At 58.9% G+C, this 15,228-nt stretch carries 13 protein-coding genes; 7 read left to right on the top strand and 6 right to left on the bottom strand.

Features of this window, described 5'->3' with window-relative positions:
- Positions 1-15: 15 nt before the first annotated feature.
- The gene (gene mnmC / locus Q1A74_RS01155; RefSeq protein ID WP_299591591.1) at positions 16-2,046 is read left to right on the top strand and encodes a bifunctional tRNA (5-methylaminomethyl-2-thiouridine)(34)-methyltransferase MnmD/FAD-dependent 5-carboxymethylaminomethyl-2-thiouridine(34) oxidoreductase MnmC; all 2,031 of its coding nucleotides are present in this window, start codon (positions 16-18) and stop codon (positions 2,044-2,046) included.
- On the opposite strand, the gene Q1A74_RS01150 is transcribed toward mnmC, so the two are convergent.
- A complete protein-coding gene (locus Q1A74_RS01150) occupies positions 2,043-2,672 on the bottom strand; it encodes a DUF502 domain-containing protein (RefSeq protein WP_299591589.1) in 630 nt (209 codons plus the stop codon). The two genes, mnmC and Q1A74_RS01150, sit on opposite strands and share 4 nt — an antisense overlap.
- Before the next feature lie 52 nt (positions 2,673-2,724).
- On the opposite strand from Q1A74_RS01150, the gene Q1A74_RS01145 reads away from it, so the two are divergent.
- Positions 2,725-3,519, top strand: coding sequence for a glutaminyl-peptide cyclotransferase (locus Q1A74_RS01145; RefSeq protein ID WP_299591587.1), 795 nt, complete (start codon positions 2,725-2,727; stop codon positions 3,517-3,519).
- Between the two features lie 34 nt (positions 3,520-3,553).
- On the opposite strand, the gene Q1A74_RS01140 is transcribed toward Q1A74_RS01145, so the two are convergent.
- Entirely contained in the window at positions 3,554-4,000 is a 447-nt protein-coding gene (locus tag Q1A74_RS01140) for a hypothetical protein (RefSeq protein WP_299591585.1), read from the bottom strand.
- 169 nt (positions 4,001-4,169) lie between these two features.
- On the opposite strand from Q1A74_RS01140, the gene recQ reads away from it, so the two are divergent.
- From recQ to Q1A74_RS01120, 4 genes are all read left to right on the top strand, one after another.
- The gene (recQ, locus tag Q1A74_RS01135; RefSeq protein ID WP_299591583.1) at positions 4,170-6,011 is read left to right on the top strand and encodes a DNA helicase RecQ; all 1,842 of its coding nucleotides are present in this window, start codon (positions 4,170-4,172) and stop codon (positions 6,009-6,011) included.
- A 251-nt stretch (positions 6,012-6,262) separates the two neighbouring features.
- Positions 6,263-7,597 (top strand): aspartate aminotransferase family protein, encoded by a 1,335-nt coding sequence (locus Q1A74_RS01130; RefSeq protein WP_299591581.1) that lies wholly within the window; start codon positions 6,263-6,265, stop codon positions 7,595-7,597.
- A gap of 110 nt (positions 7,598-7,707) precedes the next feature.
- Positions 7,708-9,204: a CoA-acylating methylmalonate-semialdehyde dehydrogenase gene (locus tag Q1A74_RS01125; RefSeq protein WP_299591579.1), complete on the top strand. Its 1,497-nt coding sequence runs from the start codon at positions 7,708-7,710 to the stop codon at positions 9,202-9,204.
- Between the two features lie 218 nt (positions 9,205-9,422).
- Positions 9,423-10,811, top strand: a complete 1,389-nt coding sequence (locus Q1A74_RS01120; RefSeq protein WP_299591577.1) for a serine hydrolase — start codon at positions 9,423-9,425, stop codon at positions 10,809-10,811.
- 21 nt (positions 10,812-10,832) lie between these two features.
- Here the strand turns inward: Q1A74_RS01120 and Q1A74_RS01115 are convergent, their stop codons facing one another.
- Positions 10,833-11,756 (bottom strand): DUF533 domain-containing protein, encoded by a 924-nt coding sequence (locus Q1A74_RS01115; RefSeq protein ID WP_299591575.1) that lies wholly within the window; start codon positions 11,754-11,756, stop codon positions 10,833-10,835.
- Between the two features lie 239 nt (positions 11,757-11,995).
- Between Q1A74_RS01115 and Q1A74_RS01110 the strand changes: the two genes are divergently transcribed.
- Positions 11,996-12,979, top strand: coding sequence for a calcium/sodium antiporter (locus Q1A74_RS01110; RefSeq protein WP_299591573.1), 984 nt, complete (start codon positions 11,996-11,998; stop codon positions 12,977-12,979).
- A gap of 26 nt (positions 12,980-13,005) precedes the next feature.
- On the opposite strand, the gene Q1A74_RS01105 is transcribed toward Q1A74_RS01110, so the two are convergent.
- The 3 genes from Q1A74_RS01105 to Q1A74_RS01095 form a co-directional block, all read right to left on the bottom strand.
- A complete protein-coding gene (locus Q1A74_RS01105; RefSeq protein ID WP_299591571.1) occupies positions 13,006-13,314 on the bottom strand; it encodes a chaperone modulator CbpM in 309 nt (102 codons plus the stop codon).
- A gap of 23 nt (positions 13,315-13,337) precedes the next feature.
- Positions 13,338-14,309 (bottom strand): DnaJ C-terminal domain-containing protein, encoded by a 972-nt coding sequence (locus Q1A74_RS01100; RefSeq protein ID WP_299591569.1) that lies wholly within the window; start codon positions 14,307-14,309, stop codon positions 13,338-13,340.
- A 114-nt stretch (positions 14,310-14,423) separates the two neighbouring features.
- Positions 14,424-15,176 carry an OmpW family outer membrane protein gene (locus Q1A74_RS01095; protein ID WP_299591567.1) on the bottom strand — a complete coding sequence of 251 codons (753 nt, stop codon included), beginning with the start codon at positions 15,174-15,176 and terminating at the stop codon, positions 14,424-14,426.
- Between the last annotated feature and the right edge of the window lie 52 nt (positions 15,177-15,228).

Here is a 15,228-nt window from a genome sequence, read left to right as displayed (position 1 = left end):
AAGTGACGGGCACTCATGTCTGAAAGCAAAAAAACATCTGTGCACCACGCCCAGCTGGAGTGGCGGGATAACGGCCAGCCGGTTTCCTGTGCTTTTGACGATATCTATTTCTCCACCGCATCCGGGCTAGAAGAAACCCGCCACGTTTTTTTAGGGGAAAACCACTTGCCCCAACGCTGGGCCGATTTGGCGGAGGGGGCTCGCTTTACCATTGGCGAAACCGGCTTTGGTACCGGGCTCAATTTTCTCGCCGCCTGGCAGTTGTGGAAGCAGGTTGCTCCCGCGAACGCGCAGTTACATTTTATCAGCGTGGAAAAATTTCCGTTACACCCTGGAGACCTGGTCCGCGCCCTGGAAATGTGGCCGGAAATATCAGACCTCAGCGAGCAACTGATCGCGCAGTACCCACCCTATCTCGCTTCCGGCGTTCACCGACTAAAGTTTTCCGACAGCGTTGCCCTCACACTGGTAATTGATGAGGCGAGCCGCGGCTTCGAGCGCCTGCGACAAGACGATCCAGGTCGGGATGGTGTGGTTGATGCCTGGTTTCTGGACGGTTTCGCGCCGTCGAAAAATCCGGAAATGTGGAGCCAGGACCTGTTTCAGGCCATTGCCGGATTGAGCGCGCCACAGGCCACCTTCGCCACGTTTACCTGTGCGGGCATCGTTAAGCGCGGGCTGAAATCTGCGGGCTTTGCCTTACAGAAGGTACCCGGCTTTGGCCGCAAACGAGAAATGTTGCGCGGCGAATTTGCACCACCACTGGCGGAAGAACCGCACAAGCACAAGTCCACCCCCTGGCACCTGCCGCCATCGCAGCAAGCCACCCATCCCAAGTCCGTCGCCATTATCGGCGCCGGTATCGCAGGCGCCACCGCTGCCCGTGCGCTGGCGGCGCGCAATATCCAAGTCACGGTTTTCGAACAGGGCTGCGCCCCGGGCAGTGGTGCTTCCGGCAATGATCAGGGCATTCTCTACGCGAAGCTCTCTCCCAAGCCCGGCCCCAATGGCGACTTCAACCTGTTGGCACTCCAGTTCGCCCAGCGCTTTTATCCAACACATTGTCCGCAAGCCGTGCACTTCAATGGGCTGCTGCAACTGGCTCAGACGGAAAAGGAACAACAGCTGCAACAGCAGATCGTTGATCAACTGGCACTCGACAAGGGCTCGTCACTGGCGCAGCCCGTCACCGCTCCCGAGGCCACAAAATTAGCGGGCGTACACCTGAACACGCCGGGCCTGTATTTCCCTAAGGCAGGATGGCTCCGCCCGAAACAGGTGTGCACGGCGTTACTCGACCACCCCAACATCCAAACCCGATTCGACACAACCATCGATTGTGCCAACGAAAAAGACAATCGCTGGCAGCTAGATATTTCGGGTAGTTCGGAGCAACCAGTATTCGACGCTCTGATTCTCTGCACCGCCAACTTCAATCGCCAGTTCCCGCAATCCGCTCCGCTACCCCTGCGCCCGATACGCGGGCAGGTTTCATTTGCGGCGACAACGGAAGCATCGAAAAAGCTGAAACTCGCCCTGTGCGGAGAAGGCTACATCGCTCCCGCCGATACCCGCGAAGAGCCGTCGAGCCACAGCTTCGGCGCCACCTTCAAACTGAAGCAAACCGACACTGAAATCCGTAGCGAAGAGCACGAGGAGAACCTGCACACGCTCGCCTCCCTGCTCCCGGACGTCGCAGATTCTTTTCGCCAGCAATCCCTGCGCGGCCGCGCCGCCCTGCGCGCCGCTACTCCGGACTATCTGCCGATGGCGGGTCCGGTGGCAAACTGGGATCAACTGGAAAACACCTATCAACCACTGCGCAAAAATCGCAAACAGCTGATCGATCAACGCACCCCCTACCAGCCAAACCTGTTTGTGCTGGCCGGGCTGGGATCGCGCGGGTTTACCTACGCGCCATTGGCGGCGGAAGTGCTTGCAGGTTGGATCACCGGAGAAGTAATGCCGGTATCGGAAGAGCTAGTGAAGGCGCTGCACCCAATGCGCTTTGCGATTCGCGCACTGGGCAAAAACAGGGATTTTTAGCTGGTTTCTTTCAACGCTGGCGGGGCGAGTAGCGGTCCACTGCCGGAACCGCAGGCGACGATGGATTTCATGGCCGCTTCTACGGTGACATGGGGCAGGATTTCCACGCACTCCGGCGGCAGGTGGAAAACAAACCCGGAAGTCGGCACCGGAGCGGTAGGCACATACACCGTGAAATCGCCGTTGGCGTGCTGCGAGGTCACGATGGCAGTTACCGACAGTGGATTCCCGACGCCGTGAATGCGCGCTCGCGCCACCGGCCCCGACAGTACCCCCTCACTGCCGCCACCGCCGATAAACTGCAACACCAGTTCCTTGATCGTGTTGTAGCCCGGCGCCAGCTTGCCCAGCCAGAAGTCCAGGTGCTTGTGCGCCCAGCGGCCCACACTGGTCTTTACCAGCAGGCCGATCAGGAAACACGCCCCGAGAATCAGCGCTATTACCACAAGGCGCGCAAGGTTATCCTTGAATTCCGTATGTGCCTGCATCCACTGAGTCGCCGGCGCCACCATGTCAGTGATCTGGCCAAACAGCCACTGGATCAGCATCACAAAAATCGCAATGGGCAACACAACGGCGAGGCCACCGAGCAACGTCAGCGTGACAAATGTTTTTATTCTGGTCATAACTTACTGCACTGATCTGAATAGGGTTGAACAGGGAAATCGATCTATCGCCATGGGAGCCGCACAGAAATTCACCATCTGGCCAGCCATCAAAGCCGCTGCCGCCGCACTGCTGCTTACCAGCAGTAGCCACGCGGTCGAGCCGGTGGAATACACACTGCTGGACAGCAAATCCCGGCCCGCCGACCACTTCACTCAGGGACTCTATTACGACGGCGAGCGCTGGCTGGAGAGCAGCGGGCTCTACGGCCGCTCCTGGCTTGCGGAGTATACCGACCCCGGCGGTAATCCCGTAAGACGCAAATGGCTCGCCGGCAACCGCTTTGCGGAGGGGCTCGCGGTACTGGAGGATCGGCTGTACCTACTGACCTATCGCGCCGGCGAAGCCCTGGTCTACAACCGCACGAAATTCACACAGGAAAAGGTGCTGCGCTACCAGGGGGAAGGCTGGGGGCTGACCAGCGACGGTCAGCAGCTGATCATGAGTAACGGCAGCGATACACTTACCTTTCGCGACCCGGAATCCTTCGAGATCACCCGGCAGATTCGGGTAAAAGGTGGTGACGAAAACTGGTCACGGCTCAACGAGCTGGAGTATGTACATGGCCTGGTGTGGGCGAATATCTGGCAGGACCCACGCATTATCGCCATCGACCCCGGAACGGGCGAAGTGAAAGGTATTTTAAATCTGGAGAAGCTGCGGCAGAGCAGCCTGAAGGGGCGGCGACACGTAGATGCCGTGGCCAACGGCATCGCCTGGGACAAGGCCCGCAACGGCCTTTGGGTAACAGGAAAGTACTGGCCGAACCTCTATCTGATCCGGCCAGACGGGCTGGGTTTCCAATAAATGGAGCCCCCAGCCCCCAGCCCCCAGCCAACGATCAGTTCCGGTAGTAATCGATCACCGTCAGATGACCGCCGCTGCGGATGGACTCCAACGCCGTCCCGCGCACCTGAAGCAGATAGCCCCGGTGCTGACGTTCCACCGTCACGCCGTCCATTCCCTCAGCGCCATCAAACAGCATGGCGTGATCGCCACTGGCACCACGCCACTGAATACCCTCGATATTGCGCATTCCGGGCAGCTCAATGGTTACTGCCTGCAGGTCCACCGGCAGCTCACGCATTTCCATTCGGGCGATGCCTGTAGAGGTCGCCAGTGAGTAGCTGAGCTGATTAGCGGGCGCTGGCTTCCAGCCGAGATGCGTATCGGCGACCGCGGACTGGGCTAGATTGCGAGGATTGATGGGTTCTGGGGCCTGGGAAACACAGCCCGCAAGTAAAGTAAGTACACCGACCAGTGCACTGGGGAATAGCACAGACTTCATTGTCGTTATCATTGTCATAGCGCGCATAGCTTTATCCCTGTCTATGTCTGCGGTGGAAGGATTATAGACCATCGTCACGAATTCATGAGGTAATGTACGCCAAGAATTGGACAACGGATCGGTGGTACCAGTTCGCCGCCGCAGCCACCCCGGGGGTATACTGCCGCCCATGACAGACACCCCCGCCACCAACAGCCCCCATTACATCCTCGAACACACCTTTGGCTACACCGGGTTCCGGGGTGACCAGCAGGCCATTATCGATACCCTGGTGACCGGTGAGGATGCTCTGGTACTGATGCCCACCGGTGGCGGCAAGTCCCTGTGCTACCAGATTCCGGCCCTGGCCCGCCCGGGCTGCGGCATCGTGATTTCGCCACTGATCGCGCTGATGCAAGATCAGGTGGAAGCCCTGCGGGCGGCGGGCGTTTCCGCCGCCTTTTTGAATTCCTCGCTGGATTTCCGCACCGCACAGGATATCGAGGCGCAATTACTGCGCGGCGATCTGCAAATGCTGTACCTCGCCCCGGAGCGGCTACTGCAGCCCCGCACCCTGGAGCTGCTGGAACAGACCAACATCGCCCTCTTCGCCATTGATGAGGCACACTGTGTAAGCCAGTGGGGGCACGACTTCCGCGCGGATTACCTGCAGCTTTCCTGCCTGCACCAGCGCTTTCCCGAGGTGCCGCGGGTGGCCCTGACCGCAACCGCGGATCAACGCACCCGACGAGAGATCGCGCAGCGTCTCGATCTCAACGATGCGCGGCACTTTATCAGCAGCTTCGATCGCCCGAACATCCAGTACCGCATCGCCCCCAAAAACAACCCCAAGCGCCAGCTGCTGCAATTCCTGAATACAGAACACCAGGGCCATGCAGGGGTCATCTACTGCCTTTCCCGCAACAAGGTGGAATCTACCGCCCAGTGGCTGCAGCAGCAGGGATTCAACGCACTGCCCTATCACGCCGGCCTCGCTGCCGAGGTGCGCGCCGAGCACCAGCGCCGTTTCCTGCGGGAAGAAGGCATCGTCATGGTGGCCACCATCGCCTTTGGCATGGGCATCGATAAACCGGACGTGCGCTTCGTGGCGCACCTGGACCTGCCAAAAAGTATCGAGGCCTATTACCAGGAAACCGGCCGCGCCGGTCGCGATGGCGAGCCGGCCACCGCACTGCTGTTGTACGGGCTGGAAGACGTGGTCAAACTCAGCCAGATGGCGGCCACATCCGAGGGCAGCGACGAACACAAACGGCAGGAGCGGCAACGGCTGGACGCGATGCTGGGCCTGTGTGAGATCACCAGTTGCCGCCGCCGCGCCCTGCTGCGCTACTTTAATGAGGAGCAGGATGCGGATTGCGGCAATTGCGATACTTGCGCGGAACCGCCCGCCACCTGGGATGCCAGTGACGCCTCGCGCAAGCTGATGTCCTGCATCTACCGCACCGGCCAGCGCTTTGGCGCCGCCCATGTGATCGACGTATTGCGCGGTGCGGATACCGAGAAAATCCGCCAGTTCAACCACAACCAGCTCTCCACCTACGGTATCGGCGCCGACCTCAGCGGTAATGAATGGCGCGCAGTCACTCGCCAGCTGGTGGTGCGCGGCTACCTGCGGGTGAATGCGGAAGCCTTCAACGCCCTGCAACTGACCGAGCAGTGCCGCCCGGTACTGCGCGGCGAAGAAAACCTGCAACTGCGCACCCTGCCCAAGACGCCAGCGAAATCGGCAAAAGGCACCGGCGAGTCGCGCTCCCGCGCACCGGTGGAAATTGCAGAAGAAGATCTCCCGCTGTGGGATGCCCTGCGTGCGCTGCGCAAATCCCTGGCCGAAGAGCGCGGCGTGCCACCGTATGTGGTATTCCACGATGCCACCCTGCGGGAGATGCTCTCAGCGCGCCCGCGCAACGAGGCAGAGATGCTGGCGATCTCCGGCATCGGCGACAGTAAGCTGGCCCGCTTTGGGGAACCGTTTCTCGATCTACTACGGGAATTTGAGCGCGAGACGGCCTGACGACTCTCTTCGGGTGTCCTCGCGCCCGGCACCACGCCCCGACGATCAATATATTTAACACCTGAGGTTAAAAGGTCGTCAGCTGGCCCCTATTCGTCCACCAAACAACCAAACCGCCTCCCCAAACACCAATAACCGAATCATTATTCAACTATTGTAAAGTTTATTGATCGCCCCTAAACTCGCCTCAAGCGCCAGCGCTCCGCAAGAACTGAACCACAATAATCATCGCTGAAGTCACGAGGTGAACCATGGCTGATCTAGACAGCCTCGCCGGCCTGAGCCCTGAAGAGCTCGAAGCCCACTGGATGCCGTTTACCGGCAACCGCCATTTCAAGTCCGACCCGCGCCTGTTTGTGGCCGCAGAGGGTATGCACTACACCACCGCCGATGGCCGTTCGGTGCTGGATGCCTTCTCCGGTCTCTGGTGCAGCAACCTGGGCCACGGCCGCAAGGAAATTGCCGATGCGGTAGCAAGCCAGCTTACCGGCCTCGACTATTCACCGGCCTTTCAGTTTGGCCACCCCGCCGCATTCAAACTCGCCAAGCGTCTCGCAGACATGGCACCGGGTGACCTGAACCGGGTGTTTTTCTGCAACTCCGGATCGGAAGCGGCAGATACCGCGCTGAAAATCGCCCGCGCCTACTGGCGGGCAAAAGGCCGCCCGGAAAAAATCCGTCTGGTGGGCCGCGCCCAGGGCTACCACGGCGTCAACTTCGGCGGTATCTCTGTGGGCGGCATGGTGGGCAACCGCAAAACCTTTGGCCCGGCCCTGGATGTCGATCACCTGCCCCACACCCTGCTGCCAGAAAATACGTTCTCTCGCGGCCTGCCGGAACACGGTGGTGAGGCGATGGCAAACCGTCTTCTGGACATCATCAATCTGCAGGGTGCAGAAAATATTGCAGCAGTCATGGTGGAGCCCTTTGCCGGCTCCGCGGGTGTGATTCTGCCGCCCAAGGGTTATCTGAAAACGTTGCGCGAACTGTGCAGTGCCCACGATATCCTGCTGATCTTTGACGAGGTCATTACCGGCTTCGGGCGCACCGGCTCTGCGTTTGCAGCGCAGGAATTTGCTGTGCAGCCGGATATCATCACTACAGCAAAAGGCATTACCAACGGTGCCATCCCCATGGGGGCGGTTATTGCCAGCGATGATATTTACCAGACCTTTATGCAGGGCCCGGAGCACATTCCGGAGCTCGCCCACGGTTACACCTATTCAGCCCACCCGGTGGCCTGCGCCGCGGCGATGGTGACACTGGACATTTACGAAAATGAAAAGCTGTTTGAGCGCGTAAATGAGATGGCGCCGTATTTTGAAGAGGCGCTGCACAGCCTGAACGATGCGGCCCATGTTGTGGATATTCGCAATTACGGCCTCGCCGGTGCGGTGCAGTTGCAGCCTCGCGAAGGCGAACCGGGCAAGCGCGCCATGGATGTAGTGCTGGAAGCGTACCGCCGCGGCATTCTGCTGCGCTGGACCGGCGACACCATTGCCATTGCGCCGCCGTTTATTATTGAGCGCAACCAGATTACGCAGATCGCGGAAACCCTGCGGGATATTTTGCAGGAAGTTCGCTAGTTTTTTACTTAGTCAGTGGCGGTGTCGATCCCGGGAAACCCTTGCGAGGCACCTTCATACCAGACACTTACAGCATTCGAATCGGGAGACATTCCCGTAGGAGAGAAATCATGCACACCGTCGGCCACCTGATCAACGGCGAAATGTATACAGGCGATGACCGCACTCAGGACATCGTCAATCCATCCACCAATACGGTGGAAAACAAAGTCGCACTTGCCAGCAAAGCGACTGTGGAAGAAGCGATCTCTGTTGCGCAGGCGGCGTATCCGGCCTGGCGCAACACGCCGCCGGTCAAGCGCGCGCGCATTATGTTCCGCCTCAAAGACCTGCTGGAGCAGAACAGCGACAGAATCTGTGCGTTGATTACCCGCGAGCACGGCAAGGTCCTGAACGATGCCATGGGCGAGCTGCAGCGCGGTATTGAAAATGTGGAATACGCATGCGGTGTCCCGGAATTGCTGAAAGGTGAGCACAGCAAAAATGTGGGCCCGGCCATCGATTCCTGGAGCGAGTTCCAGCCGCTTGGTGTGTGCGCCGGTATTACCCCGTTCAATTTCCCCGCCATGGTGCCTCTGTGGATGTGGCCGATGGCGGTTGCCTGTGGCAATACGTTTATTCTGAAACCCTCCGAGCGCGACCCCAGCTCCGCGCTGTTGATCGCCCAACTGGCCCAGGAGGCGGGCCTGCCCCCGGGTGTACTGAACGTGGTGAACGGCGATAAGGAAGCGGTAGATACGCTGCTTTCGGACAGCCGGGTACACGCGGTCAGCTTTGTCGGCTCGACGCCCATCGCCAGGTACGTTTATGAAACCGGCTGTAATAATGGCAAGCGTGTGCAGGCATTCGGCGGGGCAAAGAACCACGCGATCGTGATGCCGGATGCGGATCTCGACAATGCAGTGAGTGCGCTGATGGGTGCGGCTTACGGGTCCTGCGGTGAGCGCTGCATGGCAATTTCCGTTGCGGTGGCGGTGGGCGATGCCACCGCCGATGCACTGATCGATAAACTGAAAGCGCAGATCGCCAACCTCAAGGTGGGCGACGGCATGGACAACAGCAACGATATGGGCCCGGTGGTAACCCGTGCACAGCTGGAAAAAATCGTGGGTTATATCGCCAAGGGTGAGGAAGAAGGCGCAGAACTGGTTGTGGACGGCCGGGGCCTGAAGGTGCCCGGTTTTGAGAATGGCAACTACCTGGGCGCCAGCCTGTTCGACCGGGTGAAGGAAGGTATGGTCATTCATCAGGAAGAAATTTTTGGCCCGGTGTTGTGCGTGATGCGTGTGGACACCATGCAGGAAGCCATGGACATCATTAACGCCCACGAGTACGGCAACGGCACCTGTATTTTCACCCGCGATGGCGAAGCTGCACGCTATTTTGCCGACAATATCCTCGTGGGTATGGTGGGTGTAAACGTCCCCCTGCCCGTGCCGGCGGCCTACCACAGTTTTGGCGGTTGGAAGCAGTCCCTGTTTGGTGACCTGCATGCCTACGGTCCGGACGCCGTGCGCTTCTATACCAAGCGCAAAACCATCACCCAGCGCTGGCCCGCCAGCGGAGTGCGTGAAGGGGCGCAGTTCACCTTCCCAAGCAATGGCTGATCGTTAGAGCGTTCACGCTGCAAAGCCGGTGTCCGAATCGATTCGGGTACCGGCTTTTTTAATCCGTTTTTTCGCGGAATTTTCTGGCCTCGGATAACCTCCCCGCCCCGCTATACCCGTTGTTAAAATCCTCGCTTAACGGATGCTCTCCAGCCACTTACCCGTGACCGTGTATCCACCGTCTTTACCCATGATCTGTCACTCATGACCGGCTATCCATGAAAAAAATAATACTGACTTCTCTCGCCTCTCTTGCCGGCCTGCTGCTGGTACTCGCGCTGCTCGCACCGACTCTGCTGGGATTTTCCGTCACCCAGCTGGGCGATGCCGTGCGCGTTGCCACAGGCATGGGCGCGAAGCTGGCATGCTCCGGCTATTATGTTTCCGGCTTCAGCCCGTCGCGCAACCTCGAAGACCTTGCCTCTTACTCCCCGGCAAACCGCCTACTGGACCTGGAGTACGGCAATCGACGAGTCACTGCCACTATGTTCGGCATGGGTGAAACCAGTGCGACCTACCGCCCGGGGCTCGGCTGCACACTGGATATCGGTGACACCAGCGCGCTGGACCGGGTTTCGGTCGCATCGTCTAGTGCCGAGAGTACTGATGATAATACCGTTAGTGCCGACGAAAACGGCAGAGCACAGGAGTGGCCCGCGGGAAGCGCCGCCACACAGATTGACGCGAAACTGCAACACACCCTCGATGAGATTCTGGCCGCCGACAATCAGTCGGGACTGAACACCCGCGCCCTGCTGGTGGTACAAGACGGAAAACTGATAGCCGAGGCCTATGGCGACCGCATCGCCCCGGACACCCAGCTACTCGGCTGGTCCATGGGAAAAAGTGTGACTGCAATGATGGTGGGCAGGCTGCAGGCACTGAATCCAAAACTGGATATCACCACACCACTGTTTCCCGAATGGACCGACGAACGCAATCAGATCAGCCTGGAAAACCTGTTACAAATGTCGTCCGGGCTGGACTTTGATGAAACCTACGCACCGGGCAGCGACGCTACACAGATGTTATTCAACGCTCACAGCGCATCGGGTGTCGCCCTACAGAGCCCGCTGGCACACAAACCCGGTGCGTATTTCTCTTACTCCTCCGGCACCACCAATTTGTTGGCGCGATGGATTTACCAGCAAGTGGGCGGCAGCCCGCAGGCCAATGTGGATTTCTTCCAGCAGCAGATCCTCACGCCGCTGGGAATGCGCAACACCACGTTCGAGATGGATGCCGCTGGCGTATTTGTAGGGAGCTCTTACATTTATGCCTCCGCGCGCGACTGGGCGCGGCTCGGCCTGTTGATGCTGAACGACGGCGAGTGGAATGGCGAACGCCTGCTCCCCGAGGGTTGGGTGCAAGCTGCCAGCAGCCCCAACCAGAGCGATAACGATCCGGCCTATGGGTACCAGTTCTGGCTGAACCGCGGCGGTGAAACTTCGCTGTACCCCACACTGCCGGTAGACAGTTATTTCATGTCCGGCAACCGCAGCCAGGTGGTGATGGTGTCTCCCTCCACCAACACCGTGATCGTGCGCCTGGGTTGGACCGCTGGCAAATACCCGACCGAAGCAAACTTCGCCCGGCTTTTGCCTTAAGCCCCCAGGCGCTCGCAGCAGCTACCGCGGTAGCTGCTGCTCGATCACTTGCACTGCCTGTTCGGAAATTCCCAGCTTTTCTGCCAGTATTTCCAAGTACTGCTTCTCCTGCGGGTTGTCTGGATTGATCGTCATCGCGGAGACCAGATATAGATTGAACGCGGTGGCCGGGTCATGCGCCGCAGACACCACCTCATCCATGCTCACTGGCTGAGTGAGAAACTGGCGAAATGCATCCAGGGCCGATGCCTCCAGCTGCCCATCCAGGGCCTGCAGAATATTCCGCTGCTCGGCTTCATCGATTTTTCCATCTGCCTGCGCCGCTGCCACCATCGCCTTGAGCATGGCATCCGCCTGCCCTTCCCCACCGGCTGCATCGGCGCTGGCGGTGTTCACGAAACCGAACAGGCCACCCTTGCCGCCGGAGGACGGATTCTGCCAGTTACCGGGGTTGCTCTGAGGCCCCTCGGGGCCCTGTTGCCCAAATTTGCCGCCGGCACGGCCAAATATCTGCCCGAGAATATCCCCAAGGCCGCCACCTGCACCGCCGCCCAGGCCTCCGCCCGCATTCCCTCCGCCACTGGCGCCCGGTGACTGCTGCATTTGCGAAAAGATTCGGCGGGCAATTTCCATGAGCACCGCTGCGCCACCGGCACCCGCTCCTGCGGGCACCGCACCACCAAAGACATCACCGCCCGGTTTCTGTCCACCAGCGGTGTCTCCCGGGTTCAACCCACCCGGTTGGCCAGCGCGGGCGAGAATATCGTCCAGACTGGGGCCCGTTCCCGTGCCCTGCTGGTCAGGGGGCGGAACCTTGCTGAAATCCGGGCGATGGAAGTCTGGAGGCGGGGTACCGGGGGATGGCGCCGGCTGCTGGCGAATTTTCTTGTTCAACATCGACATACCTGCGCCAATCAGCGCGCCCAGTAGCAACTTCTTGTTCATACACTCACGGCCTCTGCCCAGTTCAACGGAATAAATGGCGGATTCGAAATCAGACCAAACTGTAGGGTCCCCGATTAGGTGCCACCAGCACCGTATCCGGGCAAACAGCGCTGCAAGGGGGCGAAAGAGCCGTTACAATCGCCCCCGATTTCGAACCTCCTCGCGGCAACCTGAAATCTGTGCCGCGACCGACTGGTTAGCAACACGACTGACACCAAGACCAACTACCAAGGATAGCCATGACCCTTGCCCTGATTGCGATTCTCGCCGGATTTGTCCTGCTGATGTGGAGCGCTGACCGCTTCGTCGACGGGGCGGCAGCCACCGCAAAACACGCGGGCATGCCGTCACTGCTGATCGGCATGGTGATCGTCGGCTTTGGTACTTCCGCGCCGGAAATGGTGGTATCCGCCATGGCGGCACTGGACGGCAGCCCCGGTCTCGCACTGGGTAATGCCTACGGCTCCAATATCGCCAACACGGGCCTGATACTCGGCGCCACCGCGATCATGATTCCGCTCACGGTCAACAGCAAAATCATCCACAAGGAGCTGCCGCTGCTACTGGTGCTAACCTGTGTGACCGCTGCCTTTTTCTGGAACGGCGGCCTCAGCCGCACCGAGTCCCTGATCCTACTGGGGGGCTTTTTCGGCCTGATCGGCTGGTCCATTTACTCCGCGCTGAAAGGTAAGGGGGATGTGATTGAATCGGATATGGACAGCCACCTCGAAGAGCACGATATGCCGCTCAACAAGGCGCTGTTCTGGGTGGTCGCCGGGCTGATTCTGCTGATCATCAGCTCACGCCTGCTGGTTTGGGGTGCAGTAACCATCGCCCATCAGCTGGGGGTCAGTGACCTGATTATTGGCCTCACCATCGTCGCTCTCGGCACCTCACTGCCGGAGCTTGCGGCTACGGTTGCGGCAGCGCGCAAGGGCGAACACGATATCGCCATCGGCAACGTGGTGGGCTCGAACATGTTCAACCTGCTGGCGGTAGTGGGTATCGCCGGCGCCATCGCACCCATGCCCACCGTCCCTCCGGAGTTGCTCACCCGCGACTGGCCGATGGTGATGGGGTTGACCATCGCGCTGTTTATTTTTGGCTACGGATTCCGCAAACGGCAGGGCCGCATCAACCGGTTTGAAGGCGCGGCACTGCTTTCCGCCTACTTGGCATACACCGGTTACCTGATTTACGAAATCACCAGCACTGCGATTTAGGCCCCGTCAGCGCTAATAGAACAAGACTAGCGCCGCTCCAGGCGGCGGATACGCGCGCGGAGTTGCTCGATTTCTTCCAGCAACTCCAGCGCCAGTGCCGCCCCCGCATGGTTCACCCCCAGGTCCCGCTCAAGGTGTACCACCCGTCTTACCCGCCGCACACAGACCCCGCTGAACTTCATGGGGTCGGTGGCCCGGTGGGGCTCGATGACCCCCTCCTCCATCAATGCCATCACCTGCTCGGCAGAGAGCGCACAGGCGATACATAGTTCGCGTAGTGTCAGCTGGCTGTTCTCATCCAGGATCACGGCTGTGGATTCAATTTCAGACGACATACTTTCGCTCTCCCGATCAAGACCTATGCCCGGCCCGCACTGCCACGCGGATCGAAGGTAAACGCATCGCGGAACTCGCCGTAAGCGGCGCGCTCGGCATCCGTATTTGCCGCTGGTGTGACGATATCCAATACCACATAGAGGTCGCCAGGCTCTTTCGCCGGTAAGCCGCGTCCTTTGAGGCGTAATTTACCGCCACTCTTACTGTTGGCGGGCAGCGTCAGGTTCACCGCGCCATCCGGTGTCTGCACCTCTACCTTGCCACCGAGTGCCGCCTCCCAGGGAGCCACCGGCAAATCCAGGTACACCGTCTTTCCCTCCACGCTGTAACGAGGGTGCGCGTTAAACACTATTTCCAGAAACAGGTCGCCGGCCTTGCCTTCGCCCATACCGGGCTCGCCCTGCCCCGCCAACCGAATCTGCTGCCCTTCCGTCACCCCTTTGGGAATGGTGACATTCAGCTTGCGCTCTTTGAGTACCGGGCGACCATCGGGCCCCAGCTCAGAGTGTTTCAGGGTGATCTGGCGTTTGCTGCCGGCATAACTGTCTTCGATATCAATGGCGATCCGCGCATGGGTATTTTGCCCCTGCCCGTGAAATTGCTGGCCACCGCGCTGGAAGCCCTCCCGGTTAAAACCGCCCTGGGTAAATCCGCCGCGCCCGAACAGGCTTTCAAAAAAATCACTGAACGCTTCCGGGTCCGCCTCGGTGTAACCACCACCATGGAACTCAAATCCCTGGTCCCAGTCCGGCGGTGGGTTGAAGTCCTGGCCGCTGTTCCAGTTTTTACCGAGCTGATCGTAAGCGGCGCGTTTTTCCGGATCCTTCAGCACTTCATAGGCTTCGTTTACTTCCTTGAAGCGATCTTCCGCGTCGTCTTCCTTGCTCACATCCGGATGATATTTACGTGCAAGCTTACGGTATGCGCGCTTGATTTCATCCTGCGCAGCACTGCGCTCCACACCCAGAATCTGGTAATAATCGCGATATTCCATGGTGAAACCGGTAGACAGTGAACAATCCGTTCAATAACCATCGAAACGAAAAAGGCACCCGAAGGTGCCTTTCCGTTCATCCTTGAACGTTACTCTTTAATCTCGTTTGCGAGATTAGAAAGAGTAACCAACACCCAGGTTGAACACCCAAGGGCTGTAGTCAATGTCGGTTACTTCACCAACAAAGCGCTCCGACGGCTGGAAGTTGTTGTCGGTGTAAGAGAAGCGATAATCGGTGTCCGCATCGATATACAGTACCGCAGCGTTCACCAGGAATGCGCTTTCATGACCGAACTTGAAGTCCACACCGAACTGACCGGTAAAGCCCCAGGAATGCGTCATTCGATTATCGAAATTCGTCAGCCCCAGGTCATTCAGGTCATCGCGGAAATCATTAGACAGACTAACGTCATTGAAGTCGGTGTAGTTAAGACCAATACCGATGTAGGGCTGGCCCATGCAATCGCGGCTCAGCGGATACCAGTTCAGATAGGCATTGGAATAGCTGGCATCAAAGTCACCAACTGTGTACTTGTCGATATCGTAATAGTCACCGGCATAGCCAATGCGCTTCAGGTCCATGTCGTGGTTAGTTGAACCGATATACATCAGTTCAACACCCCAATGCTCAACCGGAAGCCAGGCACCGGAAATATTCCAGGTGGTATCAGCGTCGATATCAAAATCTTCGTGAATGAAATCGTCGCTAAAGCGCAGATCATCACGGCTGTCATCTGGGTCTACCCAGCTGGCACCAACACGAACAATAAAATCACCATCACTCAACCAGTCCGCTGATGCCTGTTGGGCACTAACCATGGCAGCAAAAGCGATAGCAAGCGGTGTCAGAACGCGTGTCTTTTTCATTGAGAACTCCATCGTATTCGGCAAATTAAACAGCAATTAACCCAATCACTGT

The sequence above is a fragment of the uncultured Microbulbifer sp. genome (assembly GCF_947504145.1).
Taxonomy (GTDB): Bacteria; Pseudomonadota; Gammaproteobacteria; order Pseudomonadales; family Cellvibrionaceae; genus Microbulbifer.
Note: the sequence above shows the minus strand (reverse complement) of the source record. Positions and strands in the feature narration are given on the sequence as shown.

Excerpts from the sequence above, each read along its gene's own strand:
- Q1A74_RS01105 (WP_299591571.1), bottom strand. The coding sequence starts at position 13,314 with ATGTCGTCTGAAATTGAATCCACAGCCGTGATCCTGGATGAGAACAGC.
- Q1A74_RS01120 (WP_299591577.1), top strand. The coding sequence starts at position 9,423 with ATGAAAAAAATAATACTGACTTCTCTCGCCTCTCTTGCCGGCCTGCTG.
- mnmC (WP_299591591.1), top strand. The coding sequence starts at position 16 with ATGTCTGAAAGCAAAAAAACATCTGTGCACCACGCCCAGCTGGAGTGG.
- Q1A74_RS01100 (WP_299591569.1), bottom strand. The coding sequence starts at position 14,309 with ATGGAATATCGCGATTATTACCAGATTCTGGGTGTGGAGCGCAGTGCT.
- Q1A74_RS01130 (WP_299591581.1), top strand. The coding sequence starts at position 6,263 with ATGGCTGATCTAGACAGCCTCGCCGGCCTGAGCCCTGAAGAGCTCGAA.
- Q1A74_RS01095 (WP_299591567.1), bottom strand. The coding sequence starts at position 15,176 with ATGAAAAAGACACGCGTTCTGACACCGCTTGCTATCGCTTTTGCTGCC.
- Q1A74_RS01110 (WP_299591573.1), top strand. The coding sequence starts at position 11,996 with ATGACCCTTGCCCTGATTGCGATTCTCGCCGGATTTGTCCTGCTGATG.
- Q1A74_RS01150 (WP_299591589.1), bottom strand. The coding sequence starts at position 2,672 with ATGACCAGAATAAAAACATTTGTCACGCTGACGTTGCTCGGTGGCCTC.
- Q1A74_RS01115 (WP_299591575.1), bottom strand. The coding sequence starts at position 11,756 with ATGAACAAGAAGTTGCTACTGGGCGCGCTGATTGGCGCAGGTATGTCG.
- Q1A74_RS01145 (WP_299591587.1), top strand. The coding sequence starts at position 2,725 with ATGGGAGCCGCACAGAAATTCACCATCTGGCCAGCCATCAAAGCCGCT.
- recQ (WP_299591583.1), top strand. The coding sequence starts at position 4,170 with ATGACAGACACCCCCGCCACCAACAGCCCCCATTACATCCTCGAACAC.
- Q1A74_RS01140 (WP_299591585.1), bottom strand. The coding sequence starts at position 4,000 with ATGAAGTCTGTGCTATTCCCCAGTGCACTGGTCGGTGTACTTACTTTA.
- Q1A74_RS01125 (WP_299591579.1), top strand. The coding sequence starts at position 7,708 with ATGCACACCGTCGGCCACCTGATCAACGGCGAAATGTATACAGGCGAT.